This window comes from Tenggerimyces flavus (assembly GCF_016907715.1).
In the GTDB taxonomy this organism is placed as follows: Bacteria; Actinomycetota; Actinomycetes; order Propionibacteriales; family Actinopolymorphaceae; genus Tenggerimyces; species Tenggerimyces flavus.
In genome coordinates this window covers 3,712,966-3,729,132 of record NZ_JAFBCM010000001.1, presented here as the reverse complement: position 1 = coordinate 3,729,132, position 16,167 = coordinate 3,712,966, and the positions used below count along the sequence as shown (strand labels likewise).

The following is a 16,167-nucleotide window of genomic DNA, read 5'->3' as shown; positions in this document are numbered from 1 at the left end:
TTGTCGCAAGCACTTGGCAAGATGGACGGCATGACGGTGGACGCGGTGATCTTCGACTGGGGCGGCACGCTCACCCCGTGGCACACGATCGACCCGTCGGGGTCGTGGCAGGCGTACGCGTCGGCCTACGACCCCGCACACGGGCCGGAGGTCTTCGCCGCGCTCGGCGCGGCCGAGGACGCCGCGTGGAAGAAGGCGCGGGACGACCACCGCAGCACCAACTTCGAGAGCATCGTCCGGACGGCTGGCCTGGAGCCGAGCGGCGAGCAGCACCTGCGCGGCGTCGAGGCGTTCCGGAAGTGGTGGGAGCCGCACACCTGGACCGACCCGGACGTGATCCCGCTGCTCACCGCGCTCCGCGAGCGCGGCATCGCCGTCGGCGTCCTGTCCAACACCGTCTGGCCAAGAGACGACCACGAGCACTACTTCCGCCGCGACGGCGTGCTCCACCTGATCGACGCGGCGGTCTACACGAGTGAGATCGATCACACCAAGCCGCACCCGGAGGCCTTCCAGCTCGCGATGAAGGCCGTCGGGATGTCCGACCCGGGCCGCTGCGTGTACGTCGGCGACCGGCTCTTCGACGACATCCACGGAGCCCACGAGGCCGGCATGCGCGCCGTCCACGTCCCGCACAGCGCGATCCCGGACACCCAACGCGGGCACACCGACGGTGAGCCGGACGCGGTGATCGAACGGCTGGCGGACCTGCTGCCCATCGTCGACGGGTGGCGCCGATGAACGTCCCCGACTGGGTGTGGTTCGCGACGATCGGCGGACTGCTCGCGATCATCATCCTCGACCTCGCGGTCGTCGGCCGCCGCCCACGCGCGGTCTCGCTCAAGGCGGCGTCGCTGTGGGTGCTGGCGTACGTCGCATTCGCGATGGTGTTCGCCGCCAGCATCTGGTACTTCGCCGGCAGCGCTCCCGCGGAGTCGTTCGTCGCCGGGTACGTGACCGAGTACAGCCTCTCGGTCGACAACCTCTTCGTGTTCGTGATCCTGCTCGCCCGGTTCGCCGTGCCCGTGGAGCATCAGCACAAGATCCTGCTGATCGGCATCACGCTCTCGCTCGTCTTCCGCGCGCTGTGCATCTGGGCGGGCGCGGCGGCGATCGGTGCGTTCGACTTCGTCTTCTACATCTTCGGCGCGCTGCTGATCTACACCGCGATCAACCTCGTGCGGAACAAGGACGAGGAGTCGGACTTCCACGACAGCGCTGTCGTCAAGCTGATGCGGCGGATCCTTCCGACCAGCAACGACTACGACGGTTCGAGGCTCACGACGCGCGTCGACGGCCGGTGGATGCTGACGCCGATGGTCGTGGTGGTGTTGGCGATCGGCGTCGCGAACGTCGTGTTCGCGCTCGACTCGATCCCGGCGATCTTCGGGCTGACCCAGGACACGTTCATCGTGTTCACGGCGAACGCGTTCGCGCTGATGGGGCTGCGGCAGCTGTACTTCCTCGTCGGCGGGCTGCTCGACCGGCTGATGTACCTGTCGTACGGGCTCGCGGTGATCCTCGCGTTCATCGGCGTGAAGCTGATCATCGAGGCGCTCGAGGGCAACCACGTGTCGTCGATCCTCGGCGTCCATCTCCCGCACATCGGGATCGCGTTCTCGCTCGGATTCATCGTCGTGACGCTCCTCGTGACGACCGGCGCCAGCCTGGTCGGCGCTCGCGTCACGTCGAAAGAGCCTCGATGAACGACCCCGCGGGCGGCTCCATCCCGCGCCGCTGCAGATTGTCGAGCTGGCACCGGGCGGAGTAGCACCGCACCCAGGTGGCCGCCGCCTCGGCGACGCGCCGCTCGGGCGGCGTGAACGGGCGGACGCGTTCGTAGTCGTCCAGGAAGGCCGCGACCTGCGCCGCGGTCGGCGCGTCCGGACGCACCGGGCTGCCCTGGCTGAACGCGCCCGCGCACTGACCGACCACCGCCGGCTCGGGCAGGTAGACCAGGCTGTCCCAGTCGTAGGCGGCGACGAACGTGCCGTCGCGGACGCAGACGTTCTGCCACACCCAGTCGCTGTGGCCCACCACGGCGGGGCCTTCGGCGGCGCGGAGGACAGCGGCCGAAGCGTCGGCGAGCTCGTCCACCCACTCGTAGCCGGGCACCGGCACGGTGAAGTCGAAGATCGGGTCGTGCGGCACCGGCCAGGCGCCGACGCTCCAGTCCGACCAGGCCGGCCCGCCTTGAACGAGGTCCGCGCCGTCCATCCCGCGCAGGGCGTTGATCTGAGCGGCGAGCGCGGCCGCCATCGCGCCGCGTACTGCCGGCTCGTGCGGGCTCCCGGTCGGCGTACAGGTCAGTCGTTCCTCGACGATCGCGAACACGCCGTCGGTCGACGACGGCCCGTCGAGGACGCGCGCACAGCCGTAGCCCGAGGAGGCGAGCGCGTTCTGCGCACGGACGACCGCCCGCAGCCGCCGCGCGTTCGCACCGGGTCGTAGTGCCTTGAGCACGACCTCACGACCGTCGGAGAGCCGCAGCCCGAAGACCGCGCCGATGTCGCCGCCGCTGAACAGCACCGACTCCACGGTCCCGCCGACGTGGTCGCGAACGTGGCGAGCGACCCACGAGCGCACCTGAGCGGCCGTCTCGACGCCGAGGATCGCCCGTTCGGTGTCCCTGGCGAGCTCCATGCCTAAAGCGCTTTCCGGTACAGCCAGAAGATCCGGCTGAACCGCGCGCCGAGCGCGCGAGCGTAGAAGCGGTGCGGGCCGACCCAGCCGATCTCGGACACTGGCAGACCGGCGGCGAGCTGGTCGGCCAGGCAGCGCTTCAGCAGAACCGCGCCGATGCCGTGCCGGCGGGACGCCTCCGCGGTGCCCATCGGGCCGAAGATCCGCGGGTGGTTCACACCGTGCGCCGCGAAGCCGAGCCACTCCCCCTCCGACGTCAACGCCACGTGGCAGCCGACGGGCGCAGACTCCAACGTCAGCAGGACTTCCCCGCGCCAGCTGCCGCCCCACGTATCCAGCCACGGACGAATCGACGGCTCATCGGAGGCCTCCAGCCGGCGGACGACGATTCCGGCGGCCGCCAGCCTCGCTTCGTCCGCGGCCGTGTCCACGACGGCCGGCGACAGCGGCACGTCCATGTCGCGCGCGTCGTTGAACCGTTCGTACCCTTCCCGTTCGACGAGGCAGATCGCCACCGTGTAACGCGTGTCGATGCCGGGCCAGGCGTACGAAGGCGGGTTGCCCTGCACCCGCACCTGGACGCATCCCGCATCGCGGTGCGCGTTCTCCAACGAGCGCAGCAACAAGCGCCCGATCCCGTTCCCCTGGAACGACGGCGCAACGGCAAGCAGCTCGACATGTCCGATCAATCCGGCCGGCGCGGTCGAGGTCGACCCGATCGCCACACCCACCACGACCTCGTCGACGACCGCCACGTGCCATGTCCCGGAACGACGTCCGAGAACGGCCAAGAATATCGCCGCGTCTCCAGGACCCTCAATATCCAACGCAGCAACACAAATCTCAGCCACCGCAGCCTGATCGCCAGCGGCGTAGGCCCTGATCGAGGCGTCCATTCCCGCACTGTAGTGGGCGTAACACCCTCGTTACGGATTTTGTCGGACCGAACCACTTGTCAGAGCCGTACGTGCAGAGACCAGAATGTCCCAACCTTCGGTCTGGGAGGTCCACCTCATGCTGCCTCGAACTCACGGCCGTCTCGCCGTCGCCGGTCTCGCCACCACCGGACTCCTAGTGGGCCTGATCGCCTGCTCCCCGGTGGGACAGGAGAACACCGGCGGTGGGTCGGACGGCACCGCCTCGCCCGGCGCCACCGCGACCGACGGCGAACGGACGAACAAGACCGGCACCGCGGCGGACCCGAACGCGATCAAGCCCGGGGGCCGCCTCGACATCGCGCTCTCGGCCGAGCCCGACCTGCTCGACCCGACGCAGGCCCGGTCCCTGTACTCGCGGTACGTCTTCTCCGCGATGTGCGAGAAGCTCTACGACCTCGACGAGAACTCCGAGATCGTCCCGCAGCTGGCGGCCGCGCTCCCGGAGGCCAGCGCGGACGGTAAGACCGTGACGATCAAGGTACGGACGGGCGTCAAGTTCGGCGACGGCACGGCGTTCGACGCCGCCGCTGTCAAGAAGTCCTTGCAGCGCAACCTCACGCTCGAGACCTCGGCGCGCAAGAGCGAACTCGGCCCGATCACCACGATCGACACCCCTGACGCCGAGACCGTCGTGATCCACCTGGAGACGCCGTTCGCACCGCTGCTCGCCGCCCTCACCGACCGGGCCGGCATGGTGATGAGCCCAGCCCAGTTGGACAAACTCGGCGACAAGTTCTCCACCGCGCCGGTCTGCGTCGGCCCGTTCAAGCTCGTGAAGCGCGTGCCGCAGAACTCCATCGAGCTCGCCAAGGACTCGAACTACTACGACGCGGGCAAGGTCTACTTCGACAGCATCGTCTACCGGATCATCACCGACGCGAGCATCCGCGCGGCGAACCTGCGTTCCGGTGACGTGCAGGTCGCCGACTCGCTGTCCACGCAGGACGCGCCGGCGCTGAGCGGCGAGGACTCGCTGGAGGTGCTCGAGTCCGAGAGCCTGGGCTACCAGGGCGTCACGTTCAACATCGGCAACGTCGACGGCATCGGCCAACCAGCCAAGCCGATCGACAAGCCGCACGCGAAGGACGTCAAGGTCCGCCAGGCCTTCGACCTCGCCGTCGACCGCGACGGGCTCGTCAAGACGGTCTTCGGCGGCCTGTACGACAAGGCCTGCTCGCCGATCTCGCCGGCCAGCCCGTTCAGCAGCGACGCCGCACAGAAGTGCCCGGACCGCGACGTCGAGAAGGCGAAGCAGCTGCTGCAGGAAGCCGGCGCGACGGTGCCGTACAAGATCGAGATGATCACGTCGAACAACCCCGACAGCCTGCGGATCGCCCAAGCCCTGCAGGCGATGGTGAAGGAGGGCGGCTTCGAGATCCAGATCCAGCCGGTCGAGTTCTCCTCGCTGCTCGACCAGCAGGACCGCGGTGACTTCGAGCTGCTCCAGCTCGGGTGGTCGGGGCGCATCGACCCGGACGCGAACATCACGAACTTCGTCGGTACGGACGCGAGCCAGAACGTGGCCGGCTTCTCCGACCCGGCGCTGGACGAGCTGCTCACCAACGCGCGTCAGGAGCAGGATGTCGAAGCCCGCAAGGGACTCTACGGCGAGATCACCGCGAAGATCCAGGAGCAGGAGCCGCTGATCTACCTGTACCGGCAGCGCAACCTGACTGGTGTCTCGAAGCAGCTCAGCGGCGTGCGCGTCTACTCCGACGGCATCCTGCGCGTGGCGTTCGCCGGACACCGTAAGTAGGCCGGCGACACGTGCGGTCGTACCTGCTGCACCGGCTCTGGCAGTCGCTGGTCACCCTGATCCTGGCGACGATGGTGGTGTTCCTCGGCATCCGTGCGCTGCCGGGCGATCCGGCGCTCGCGCTGGCCGGCGAGGAACGCGACCCGGCGTCGCTCGCCGCGATCCGCGAGAGGTACGGGCTGGACGAGCCGTTGCTCTTGCAGTACTGGAAGTTCGTCTCGAACAGCGTCCGCGGGGACCTCGGGACGTCGATCCGTACGGACACGCCGGTCACCGAGCTGCTCGCCACCGCGCTGCCCGTGACGCTGGAGCTGTCGCTGCTCTCGTTGCTCGTCGCGGTGCTGCTCGGCGTCGCGACCGGTGTCGCGGCGGCCGTACGGCGGGGCAAGCTCACCGAGTGGATCGCGAACGCGCTTGCCCTGACCAGCTTGTCGATTCCGAACTTCTGGCTCGGGCTGATGGCGATCCTCTACCTCGCGGTCGCGGTCCGGCTGTTCCCCGCCAGTGGGTACGTACCGTTCTTCGAGAACCCGATCGCGAACCTGCACCACCTCGTGCTGCCCTCGTTGGTGATCGGCACCGGGCTCGCCGCGGTGGTGATGCGGCAGACGCGGTCGTCGATGCTGGAGGCGTTGTCCGCGGACTACATCCGTACGGCGCGGGCGAAAGGGCTGTCGACGTCCGCGGTGATCCTGCGGCACGCGCTGCGCAACAGCCTCATCGTGGTCGTGACGATCGTCGGTCTCCAGCTCGGCGCGCTCATCTCCGGCGCGGTGGTCACCGAGCGGATCTTCGGCCTTCCCGGGTTCGGAAAACTCACCATCGACTCGGTGTTCCAGCGCGACTATCCGGTGATCCAGGCGGTCGTGCTCGTCACCGCGACCGCGTACATCGTGATCAACCTGCTCGTCGATCTGCTGTACTCCGTGATCGATCCGCGCATCCGGGTGAGGGGGCGTGAGGCGTGACGGACTCCGTCGTCGTGGTCGAGCCGACCGCCACCCGCCCGCTGCGGGGCCGGCGCGTGCTGCGGCGTCTCGTCCGCAACCCGCTCGCGGTCGCGGGCTTCGTGGTGCTGGCGATCGCGACGCTGGCGGCTGTCTTCGCTCCCCTGTTGACGTCGCACGAACCCGACCAGACGCACTTCGACCTCGTCTTCGCGCCTCCCGGCTCGGCGGAGTACATCCTCGGCACCGACAACCTCGGCCGGGACGTGTTCTCGCGGATCCTGTTCGGGCTGCAATCTTCCTTGCAGGCAAGCGTTCTGGCCGTTCTCGTCGCGCTGGCGATTGGCGTACCGCTCGGGCTCGCGGCCGGCTACTCGCCGCTGCTGGACGCGCTGATCTCGCGGGTGACCGACCTCGTGCTCGCGTTTCCGTTCCTCATCCTCGCGGTCGGGCTCGCCGCGATCCGCGGGCCGAGCCTGACGAACGCGGCGCTCGCGATCGGCATCGCGCAGATCCCGGGCATGATCCGCATCGTGCGGTCGGAGACGCTGCGGCTGAAGGCGCTCGACTTCGTGGCGGCGGCGATCGTCTCGTCGGCGAGCGACGCATGGGTGCTGGTGCGGCACATCCTGCCGAACGCGATGTCGGCGATCATCGTGCAGGCGACGATCGCCATCCCCGTCGCGATTCTCGGCGAGGCGGTGCTGTCGTTCCTCGGGCTCGGCATCCGACCGCCGCAGCCTTCCCTGGGCACGATGCTGGCGGACGCGCAGCAGGACGCGGCGCGGGCGCCGTGGACCGCGGTGATCCCTGGCTTGGCGATCATGCTGGTGGCGTTGGCTTTCAACCTGTTCGGTGACGGGCTGCGCGACGCCCTCGACCCGAAGTCGAGCCGCCGATGAACGCGGTGTTGACCGTTCGCGACCTGTCGGTGCGATTCCGGACCGAGGACGGCGCGGTCTCAGCTGTAGACCAGGTGTCATTGGACGTGGCGGAGGGCGAGATCGTCGCCCTGGTGGGGGAATCGGGCTGCGGCAAGTCGGTGACCGCGATGAGTCTCGCGGGGCTGCTGCCGGAGACGGCTGCCGTCGACGGGTCGGTGATGTTGTCGGGCGTGGAACTCGTCGGGGCCAGCGATGCCGCGCTGCGGCCTGTGCGCGGGAAGGACATCGCGTACGTCTTCCAGGAGCCGATGACCTCGCTCAACCCCGTCCTCACCGTGGGCCGGCAGATCGGCGAGGTGCTGCGGGCGCACTTCGGCCTCGGGCGGAGGGCTGCTCGCGCTCGGGCTGTCGAGCTCTTGACGCTGGTGGGGATTCCGTCGCCGGAGCGGCGGGTGGACGAGTACCCGCACCAGCTGTCGGGCGGCATGCGGCAGCGGGTGATGATCGCGATGGCCGTCGCGTGCGACCCGAAGCTGTTGGTGGCCGACGAGCCCACCACGGCTTTGGACGTGACCGTGCAGGCTGGCGTTCTGGACGTTATTCGGGAGCTGCGTTCGCGGCTCGGGACCGCTGTGCTGCTGATCACGCACGACCTCGGGGTGGTGGCGGACATCGCCGACCGGGTGGTGGTGATGTACGCGGGTCGGGTCGTGGAGCGTGCGCCGGTGGTCGAGCTGTTCAAGCATCCGCGGCACCACTACACGACCGCGCTCTTGGGGGCGATCCCCACGGCCGGGCGCGAGGAGTCCGGGCGGCTGCGCGAGATCCCCGGGTTGGTGCCGATGCTGGCCAGTCAGCCGGACGCTTGTACGTTCGCCGACCGCTGCCCGGCCGCCGACGACCTGTGCCGCTCCTCCCAACCCCGCTTGGAACTCACCCGCACCTCCCACGAAGTCGCCTGCTGGCACCCAGCCATCGAGGTGCCCGCATGACCCCCTCCCCCACCCTCACCACTTCCCTAACCCAACTGGGGTTTTGGCACGTGGCAGCACCCCCCAAAACCCCATCCCCGTTAGGGAAGTGCGCCGGCCTGTGGACACTGTGGATGCCGCTGGCCATCCCGCATCGCGGCGCACATGTCCACATCCTCGCCACCTCCCTAAGCCAACTGGGGTTTTGCCACGTGGCAACGTCCCCGATAACCCCATCCCCGTTAGGGAAGTGCGCCGGCCTGTGGACGCTGTGGATGCCGCTGGCCATCCCGCATCGTGACTTTGCCCACGGAAGGGGCGTTCCCAGCCACGATCGAGCGCCCGCAACGCCCTCCTCGTGGGCAAAGTCGCAGCCCGCCCACGCCGCCCACGCTGCCGGCACCGCAGCATCGCGCCCGCCGTTTCGAATGAGGGCGTCCCTCTATCGAAGAGATCGCTACAGGGACGCCCTCATTCGAAACCGCCACCACCACCTGGCCATCCCGCATCGCGGCGCACTCATCCACACCCTCGCCACTCCCCTAAGCCAACTGGGGTTTTGGCACGTAGCAATACCCCCGAAAGCCCCATCCTGGTTAGGGAAGTGCGCGCTGGGGTGGCCGGATGAGTGAGCAGGTGTTGGAGCTCGAGGATCTTGTCATGCACTTCGGTCCGGTACGTGCCGTCGACGGGATCACGTTGTCGATCGGGCGCGGGCAGGTCGTCGCGCTGGTCGGCGAGAGCGGCTCGGGCAAGTCGACTGTCGGGCGCTGCGTCGTACGGCTGCTCGAGCCGACCAGCGGCACCGTCAAGCTGCACGGCAACGACATCACGAAGCTCAAACGCCGCGCGCTGAGGCCGCACCGGCGCGATGTCGCGATCGTGTTCCAGGACCCCGCCGCCTCACTCGACCCGCGGCTCACCGTCGGCAGCATCGTCGGCGAGCCGCTCCGGCTCCTCGGGCTCGCCAAGGACAAAATGGACCGCGAACGGAAAGTGGCCGACTCGCTACAGACAGTCGGTCTCCGCCAAGAGCTCGCCCATCGCTACCCACACGAGCTGTCCGGCGGACAACGCCAGCGCGTCAGCATCGCACGAGCCCTCGCGGCCTCGCCGAGCTTGCTCGTCGCCGACGAACCGACCAGCGCGCTCGACGTCTCCGTTCAGGCGTCGGTGCTCAATCTGCTCGCCGATCTGCAACGGGACCTGGGTTTCGCGTGCCTGTTCATCACCCACGACCTGTCCGCCGTCGAGTACCTCGCCGACGAGGTCGCGGTCATGTACCTCGGCCAGCTCGTCGAGCACGGCCCGCGTGACCAGATCTTCACCGCACCCAAGCATCCGTACACACAGGCGCTACTGTCTGCGGCACCGGTTCCCGACCCGGAACGTCAACGCGGCCGTACCCGGGTGGTGCTCGGTGGTGATATCCCGTCGGCTGTAGCACCGCCGCCGGGCTGCCGTTTCCATACTCGCTGTCCTGTTGCGATCGCACTGTGTAAGACCGACGTACCACCGCTTCGTGAGGTCGCGGGGCGGCGCGTGGCGTGTCATCTCGTCGGGGAAGATGGCAGCGGACCGGACGTGCGTGCTGTGCCGACGAGAGCCGAGGACGAGGGATGAGCTTCACGACCAGACCGACGTTGCGGGGAACCTTCGGGATGGTGTCGTCGACGCACTGGCTTGCGTCGCAGTCCGCGATGGGTGTGCTGGAACGTGGTGGCAACGCGTTCGACGCCGCCGTCGCCGCGGGGTTCGTCCTGCACGTCGTCGAGCCGCACCTGAACGGTCCCGGTGGCGAGGTGCCGGCGATCATCGCGACCAACTACGACACGACGCCGCGCGTCCTGTGCGGACAAGGACCAGCCCCACAAGGCGCGACGATCGCGCACTACCGCGACCTCGGGCTCGACCTCGTTCCCGGCGCCGGACCGCTGGCGGCCACCGTTCCCGGCGCGGTCGACGCGTGGTTGTTGCTGCTGCGGGACCACGGGTCGTGGCGGTTGCGGGACGTGCTCGAGCCGGCGATCGGGTACGCGGTCGCGGGGCATCCGATCGTGCCGCGCATCACCGACACGGTCGCATCGGTGGAGGCTCTGTTCACCGAGCACTGGCCGACGTCCGCCGCTCTGTGGCTGAAGGACGGCAAGCCGCCGCAGCCGAACTCGGTGTTCGCCAACCCCACGTACGCGACGACGTTGCAGCGGTTGGTCACGGAGGCCGAGTCCGGCGGCGGTGACCGCGAGGCGGAGATCGAACGGGCGCGTCGTACGTGGCGTGCCGGCTTCGTCGCCGAGGCGATCGACAAGTTCTCGCGGAAGCCGCATCAGGACTCGTCCGGCTCCGAGCACGCCGGTCTGATCACCGGGCACGACCTGGCGACCTGGTCGGCGAGCTGGGAGAGCCCGCTCACGCTGGACTGGAACGGCTACACGATCGCGAAGACGCGCCCATGGGGCCAGGGGCCCGTTCTCCTGCAGTCGTTGGCGATTCTCGCCGCGCTCGGGGCGCCGGAGGCGTTGGACATCTCGTCCGAACGCGGGATCCACTTCGTCACCGAGGTGCTCAAGCTCGCGATGGCGGACCGGGAGGCTTGGTACGGCGACAGCGAGCCGACGCCGATCGACACGATGCTGTCGCACGCGTACGCGCGTCAACGTTCAGCCCTGGTTGGCGCTTTGGCCGCGGGCGACCTGCGGCCAGGGGCGCCGGACGGGCGCAACCCGCGGTTGACGCAGGCGTACGCGAGCCGCCTGCACACCGCGTGGGAGTTCGCCGGGACAACCGGCGAGCCGACCGTTTCGTCGTCCGGTGTGACGCGCGGTGACACGTGCCACGTCGACATCGTGGACCGGTGGGGCAACATGATCTCGGCGACGCCTTCGGGTGGGTGGCTGCAGAGCTCGCCGACGATCCCTGAGCTCGGCTTCCCGCTGGGCTCGCGGGCACAGATGTTCTGGCTGGACGAGGGATTGCCGTCCTCCCTGGCACCGCGGCGCCGTCCGCGGACGACGTTGTCGCCGACGCTGGTGATGCAGGGCGACAACGCGGTACTGGCGTGCGGGACGCCGGGCGGCGACCAGCAGGACCAGTGGCAGCTGCTGTTCCTGCTGCGCTACCTGACCGGCGACCATTCGTTGCAGGAGGCGATCGACGCGCCGGCGTTCCACACCAACAGCTTCCCGTCCTCGTTCTGGCCCCGCCAGATGGAGCCGCGGAGCCTGGTGGTCGAGGACCGCCTCGGCGACGAGGTGATCTCGCGGTTGGAACGGCGCGGCCACTTGGTGAGGCGCAGCGGCCCCTGGTCGCTCGGCCGTCTGTGCGCCGTAGCCCGCGACCCGGAGACCGGCATCCTCTCCGCCGGCGCCAACCCCCGCGGCATGCAGGGCTACGCAGCCGGCCGCTGACCCTGCCGCTTCGGTTGGGATGAAGGGCACCTTCCTACGAACGTCCTCGAGCGAGGGGACCCTCCGCTCTTCGCGAAAGTGTGGGGTTCTGGTCGCGACACGCCGGCGTGTCGCGACCAGAACCCCACAGTTTGATGGGACATGGTGGATGGGCCGGGCTATGGAATGAAGGGCACCTTCATTCAAACGGCGGGAGCGGCAGCAAGCGGCCAGGAGCGTCCGATGGCGGTCGCGAGCGTGGACGGTGGCCCGGAGGCTCTGCGAGCGTCGAGGCATGACGCGCGGTCAACGTTGGAAACTCGTCCTCGCCGCGGTACTCATGCTGGGCACGGTCGTCGCTCCGACGACGGCGAACGCTGGGGCCGCGCTGCCGTACCCGACGCGGAGCGACTATCGGATCAAGGCGCTGCAGCCCGACTTCTGGGCGAACAAGGCCGAGATCGCCGGCAACAACACCGGTGGCATCGCGATGAACCTGCTCTGGGCGGAGTGGCAGGGCTCGGACAAGCGGGCACCCTGCGCGGCGAACGAGCAGGAGTACGACGGCCGCTGCTTCGCCATCCCCGCGACCGTCGACGCCGACATCAAGGCCTGGACCGACCTCGGCCTCGTCGTCACCGGCGTCGTCTACGGCACCCCCGCCTGGGCACGTGCCGGCAAGCCCTGCTCCCCCGTCGCGCCGGGCTTCGAGATCTTCTGCAGCCCCAACGACGCCGCCGACTACGGCCGGTTCGCCGGCATGCTCGCGCAGCGGTACGACGGCCAGCACGGGCACGGCCGCGTCGCGGACTTCGTGATCCTCAACGAGGTCAACACGAATGTCTGGTTCGACATCGGCTGCGGGCAGGGCACGCCGTGCAACGTCACGCAGTGGTTGGACGAGCTCGGCTCGAACTACAACGCGGCGTACGACCGGATCATCGCCGAGCAGTCGACCGCGAAGGTCCTGATCTCACTCGACCACCAGTTCGGTCCGGAGCTGGAACGGCCCGCCGCCGACGAGGCGACGCTCGCCGGGACGACGGTGATCTCGGGCATCGCGGCCCGGGCGGGCGCGCGTCAATGGCGGGTTGCGTTCCATCCGTACGCGAAGGACCTGCGCAGCAACGTGTTCGGCGCGGACGACTATCCGTACGTGACGTACGGCAACATCGGCGTGCTCGCCGGCTGGCTGCGGCAGAAGTACCCGAGCCGCCCGTCCGCCTGGGACATCCAGCTCACCGAGAGCGGCGTGAACAGCCTCGCGCCGTCGTCGCCGGCGAAACAGGCGACGGCGATCTGCGACGGTTTCCGGAACGTTCTCGGGACTCCCGGAATAAGCAACTACGTCTACCACCGAATGTCCGATCATCCCGCGGAAGTTGCGGGCGGACTAGCGCTTGGACTGCGCAACGACAACGGAACCGCCAAGCCCAGTTGGACGACCTGGGCGCTGATGAACCGGAACGACCTGACCCCGGCACAGCTGTCGTGCGGGTTCGAGCAGCTGCCGTACACCAAGCTCGTGCGCGGCTACAACGCCTCCCGCGGGCACTGGGCGTCGTCGCGGCTGCTGCCGCCGGGGTTCGCGGCCGAGCGGTCCTGGCGGCTGCTGCGGAACGAAACTTCCGGAACTGTTCCGTTGTTCGAGTGCCAGGTCGGCGGCCACAACCTACTGACGAAGGAACCCGGCTGCGAGGGGCTGCGGGCGCTCGGTCCGGTCGGGCACATCTACACCTCCCCGGCAGCCGGGCGCCGGCCGTTGTACCGCTGCTACGTGCCGGGGAACGGCGACCACTTCGTGTCGTCCGACCCGGCGTGCGAGCGACAGCGGACCGAGCAACTGCTTGGCTACGCCCTCTGAGGTCGAGTACGGTGAGGTACGGCGACTCGACCACGCCGAACCTTCCCCGATCCACCCCAGCGGGATCTTCGTGAAGGCAAAGGGGATCTGACCTCGGTTGGCTCCCTGTACGCCTGTCTTTCGATGGCCTTCCGCATGGCCGCGCTGGGGGTGGCCGGGCGTGGGGCCGGAGGAGACAGGTCTTCATGACCAAGGACGCAAGTTTCAAGCAGCGCGTGCGCGCCCGCATGGAGCGCACCGGCGAGTCGTACTCGACCGCCCGCTCCCACCTCGATCAACATCGAGCGCAGCTGCACGTGACGAACGGCGACGCCACGGTGTCCGCGCTGCGGGCGGCGGGCTTCGACGAGCCGATCTTGCCGTGGCGGGACATCCTGCACGACGGGCCCGTGCCGGGCGGGCTGGACGACGCCGCGCTCCGGCAGGTGCGGGCGCGGTTCCTCGCCGAGGAGTCGTTCGGCGACTACGAACGGGTGCTCGCGGATCTCGCGGCGCGGGACCACCGGCTGGCGCAGAACGTGGGCGGGACGTTCACGTTGTGGTTCGAGTCCGACCTGTACGACCAGCTGCAGATCGTCGAGATCCTGCGGCGTTTGGCGTTGCTGGGTTGCGATCCGGCGAACGTCACGATCATGACGGCGTCCGCCACGCCCGGCGAGTTCGCCCACGATCCCGATCTGCGCTCGCGGCAGCCCACGCGGCAGACGATCTCGGCCGAGACGCTCGAGCTGGCGGCCGCGGCGTGGGCGGCCTTCACCTCCGACGACCCGAGCGGGCTCGGCGAGATCGCCCGCACGTCGTCCTACGAGCTCCCCTTCCTGGCCGACGCGTTCGGGCGGCTGCTGCAGGAGTACCCGGCGGTGTCCGACGGCCTCTCGGTCACCGAACGACGCCTGCTGCTCGGCGTCGAGGCCGGGGCCTCCACAGCGGGCGAGGCGTTCGTCGAGATGCAGCGCCGCGAGAAGCGCCCGTTCCTCGGCGACTGGCCCTGCTACGAACGCCTCGTCACCCTCGCCTCGGGCGCCACGCCGTTGCTGGCCCTGGGCGGCGACGACCTCGCCGCGAGCGCCGAAGGCTTCCATCGTCGTCGGGTGGAGCTCACCGACGTGGGGCGCGACGTTCTGGCCGAGCGGGCGGATCACGTTGCCCTGAACGGCATCGACCGATGGATCGGCGGCGTCCACCTCCAGGGCACGACAGCAGCTTGGCGGTACGACGACCGCCGGGAGACGCTGGTCGCTAGCTGACCGGGATGTGGTTCTGCTCGCCGCGGGAGCGGGGACGGTAGGCCGTCGGAAGGACGCCAGCGAGGTCGCGGAACTCGTGGATGAGGTGGGACTGGTCGTAGTAGCCGCGCGCTACGGCCAGTTCCGCCCAGTCCACCGGGCGGTCGTACGGGATCGACGCCAACGTCCGTTGGAAGCGGCGCACGCGGGAGAAGCGCTTCGGGGACAGGCCGATCTGGTGGGTGAACGTACGGATGAACCGCTTCGACGTCATGCCCAGCTGGTCCGTCACCTCGGCCACCGACTCGCCGTGCTCGAACGCCTTCAACGCCAGGTCGACGGACGCGTCCCGCACCAGCGGCCGCCGCACCGCCGCGAGCAGCGCGGCCTCGAGCGCGCGCAACTTTCCTTCCACAGAATGGGTTTCGAGGAGCTGCTCACGCAGCACCGCGCCGGAACGACCCCACACCTCCCCCAGGTCGACGAGGTCGTCCGACCCCAGCTCGGGCAGCGAGGGGAAGAACGGAAACCCACCACCGTTGCGGAAGACCACGATGGCGAGCTCGCGCTGCTGCGAGGTGTCGATCACCGACGGTCGCGCCGAGGCGCCCTCGACGACAGCGCCGGGGAACGTACGAACGGTGCCGAGGTCCGCTCCGTCATAGATCCGGAACTCGTCCTCGTGCAGGTTGACCAGCAGCTGCATCGAGCCGTTCGGCACCACACGTTCCAGCCCATGCGCGTGATCGCCCGCGTAGTAGGAGATCCAGCTCACGAACGGCGCCAGCGGCGACGAAGGCGGGATGGTCAGCTGGGTCGAGATCATGCCCGTTCCACCGCGATCCGCACGCCCAGCCCCACCAGCACCGTGCCCGTCACCGCGTCCAGCACCCGCTTCACCCGCGGCGTCCGCAGGAACGACCCTGCCTTCGCGACGACGAACGCATAACAGCACAGCCACAGGAACGTCAGCACGCAGAACACCAACCCCAGCAGGGCAGACCACCAGAACGTCGCCCCGCCAGACGGCACGAACTGAGGCAGCAGCGCCATGAAGAACACCGCCATCTTCGGGTTCGACAGGTTGCTCACCACCCCCTGCCCCAACCCACCGCGCGAGGACATCCGCCGACGCGACACCGCCACCACCGCGGCAGGAGAACGCGACTTCCAAGCCGAGTAGAGAGAGTGCAACCCGAGCACGATCAGGTACGCCGCCCCGACCAGCTTCACCGCGAGGAATGCCGGCTCCGAAGCCACCAGCAACGCCGCGATCCCGGCACTGGCCGCCAACGTCCACGCCAGCTGCCCGAGCGAGACGCCCAGCCCGGTCGCGATGCCCACCCGCCGGCCGCCCAGCAGCGTGTTGCGGATCGACATCGCGGTGTCCGGCCCCGGCGTCACGATCACGACCGCCGACACCGAGAGGAAGGCAACGAACGCCGCGAACTCCACGCTCCCTGCCTCCTCGAGGTCGAGCTGCCACTACTCCGTCCACCCCACGATACGGGTTAGTGTGCTGTCTGGTTCGGACAGATTTCGATCAGTGACG

Annotated in this window: 14 protein-coding genes; 10 read left to right on the top strand and 4 right to left on the bottom strand. The window is 69.0% G+C overall.

Annotated features, from left to right (window positions below; genetic code table 11):
* Both JOD67_RS17450 and JOD67_RS17445 read left to right on the top strand, forming a co-directional pair.
* Positions 1-741 carry an HAD family hydrolase gene (locus tag JOD67_RS17450; RefSeq protein WP_239553894.1) on the top strand — a complete coding sequence of 247 codons (741 nt, stop codon included), beginning with the start codon at positions 1-3 and terminating at the stop codon, positions 739-741.
* Positions 738-1,706 carry a TerC/Alx family metal homeostasis membrane protein gene (locus JOD67_RS17445; protein WP_205118660.1) on the top strand — a complete coding sequence of 323 codons (969 nt, stop codon included), beginning with the start codon at positions 738-740 and terminating at the stop codon, positions 1,704-1,706. The genes JOD67_RS17450 and JOD67_RS17445 overlap by 4 nt, the downstream gene beginning before the upstream one ends.
* On the opposite strand, the gene JOD67_RS17440 is transcribed toward JOD67_RS17445, so the two are convergent.
* Positions 1,684-2,643, bottom strand: coding sequence for a phosphotransferase (locus tag JOD67_RS17440; protein ID WP_205118659.1), 960 nt, complete (start codon positions 2,641-2,643; stop codon positions 1,684-1,686). The genes JOD67_RS17445 and JOD67_RS17440 overlap by 23 nt on opposite strands.
* Before the next feature lie 2 nt (positions 2,644-2,645).
* Positions 2,646-3,539 (bottom strand): GNAT family N-acetyltransferase, encoded by an 894-nt coding sequence (locus tag JOD67_RS17435; protein WP_239553893.1) that lies wholly within the window; start codon positions 3,537-3,539, stop codon positions 2,646-2,648.
* Positions 3,540-3,657: 118 nt separating this feature from the next.
* Between JOD67_RS17435 and JOD67_RS17430 the strand changes: the two genes are divergently transcribed.
* The 8 genes from JOD67_RS17430 (at position 3,658) to JOD67_RS17395 (ending at position 14,636) form a co-directional block, all read left to right on the top strand.
* A complete protein-coding gene (locus JOD67_RS17430) occupies positions 3,658-5,337 on the top strand; it encodes an ABC transporter substrate-binding protein (RefSeq protein ID WP_205118657.1) in 1,680 nt (559 codons plus the stop codon).
* Positions 5,338-5,348: 11 nt separating this feature from the next.
* The gene (locus JOD67_RS17425) at positions 5,349-6,305 is read left to right on the top strand and encodes an ABC transporter permease (RefSeq protein ID WP_205118656.1); all 957 of its coding nucleotides are present in this window, start codon (positions 5,349-5,351) and stop codon (positions 6,303-6,305) included.
* Positions 6,302-7,186, top strand: a complete 885-nt coding sequence (locus JOD67_RS17420) for an ABC transporter permease (protein ID WP_205118655.1) — start codon at positions 6,302-6,304, stop codon at positions 7,184-7,186. Before JOD67_RS17425 ends, JOD67_RS17420 begins: the two co-directional genes overlap by 4 nt.
* Positions 7,183-8,160: an ABC transporter ATP-binding protein gene (locus JOD67_RS17415; RefSeq protein ID WP_205118654.1), complete on the top strand. Its 978-nt coding sequence runs from the start codon at positions 7,183-7,185 to the stop codon at positions 8,158-8,160. Before JOD67_RS17420 ends, JOD67_RS17415 begins: the two co-directional genes overlap by 4 nt.
* Positions 8,161-8,763: 603 nt before the next feature.
* The gene (locus tag JOD67_RS17410) at positions 8,764-9,762 is read left to right on the top strand and encodes an ABC transporter ATP-binding protein (protein ID WP_205118653.1); all 999 of its coding nucleotides are present in this window, start codon (positions 8,764-8,766) and stop codon (positions 9,760-9,762) included.
* Complete coding sequence (locus tag JOD67_RS17405) at positions 9,759-11,546, top strand: gamma-glutamyltransferase family protein (protein ID WP_205118652.1); 1,788 nt, start codon at positions 9,759-9,761, stop codon at positions 11,544-11,546. The genes JOD67_RS17410 and JOD67_RS17405 overlap by 4 nt, the downstream gene beginning before the upstream one ends.
* 274 nt (positions 11,547-11,820) lie before the next feature.
* A complete protein-coding gene (locus tag JOD67_RS17400) occupies positions 11,821-13,389 on the top strand; it encodes a DUF5722 domain-containing protein (RefSeq protein WP_205118651.1) in 1,569 nt (522 codons plus the stop codon).
* A gap of 185 nt (positions 13,390-13,574) precedes the next feature.
* Positions 13,575-14,636: a hypothetical protein gene (locus JOD67_RS17395; RefSeq protein ID WP_205118650.1), complete on the top strand. Its 1,062-nt coding sequence runs from the start codon at positions 13,575-13,577 to the stop codon at positions 14,634-14,636.
* Here the strand turns inward: JOD67_RS17395 and JOD67_RS17390 are convergent.
* Together JOD67_RS17390 and JOD67_RS17385 are read right to left on the bottom strand one after the other, a co-directional pair.
* Positions 14,629-15,441 (bottom strand): AraC family transcriptional regulator, encoded by an 813-nt coding sequence (locus JOD67_RS17390; protein ID WP_205118649.1) that lies wholly within the window; start codon positions 15,439-15,441, stop codon positions 14,629-14,631. The two genes, JOD67_RS17395 and JOD67_RS17390, sit on opposite strands and share 8 nt — an antisense overlap.
* Entirely contained in the window at positions 15,438-16,070 is a 633-nt protein-coding gene (locus tag JOD67_RS17385) for a LysE family translocator (RefSeq protein WP_205118648.1), read from the bottom strand. The genes JOD67_RS17390 and JOD67_RS17385 overlap by 4 nt, the downstream gene beginning before the upstream one ends.
* Between the last annotated feature and the right edge of the window lie 97 nt (positions 16,071-16,167).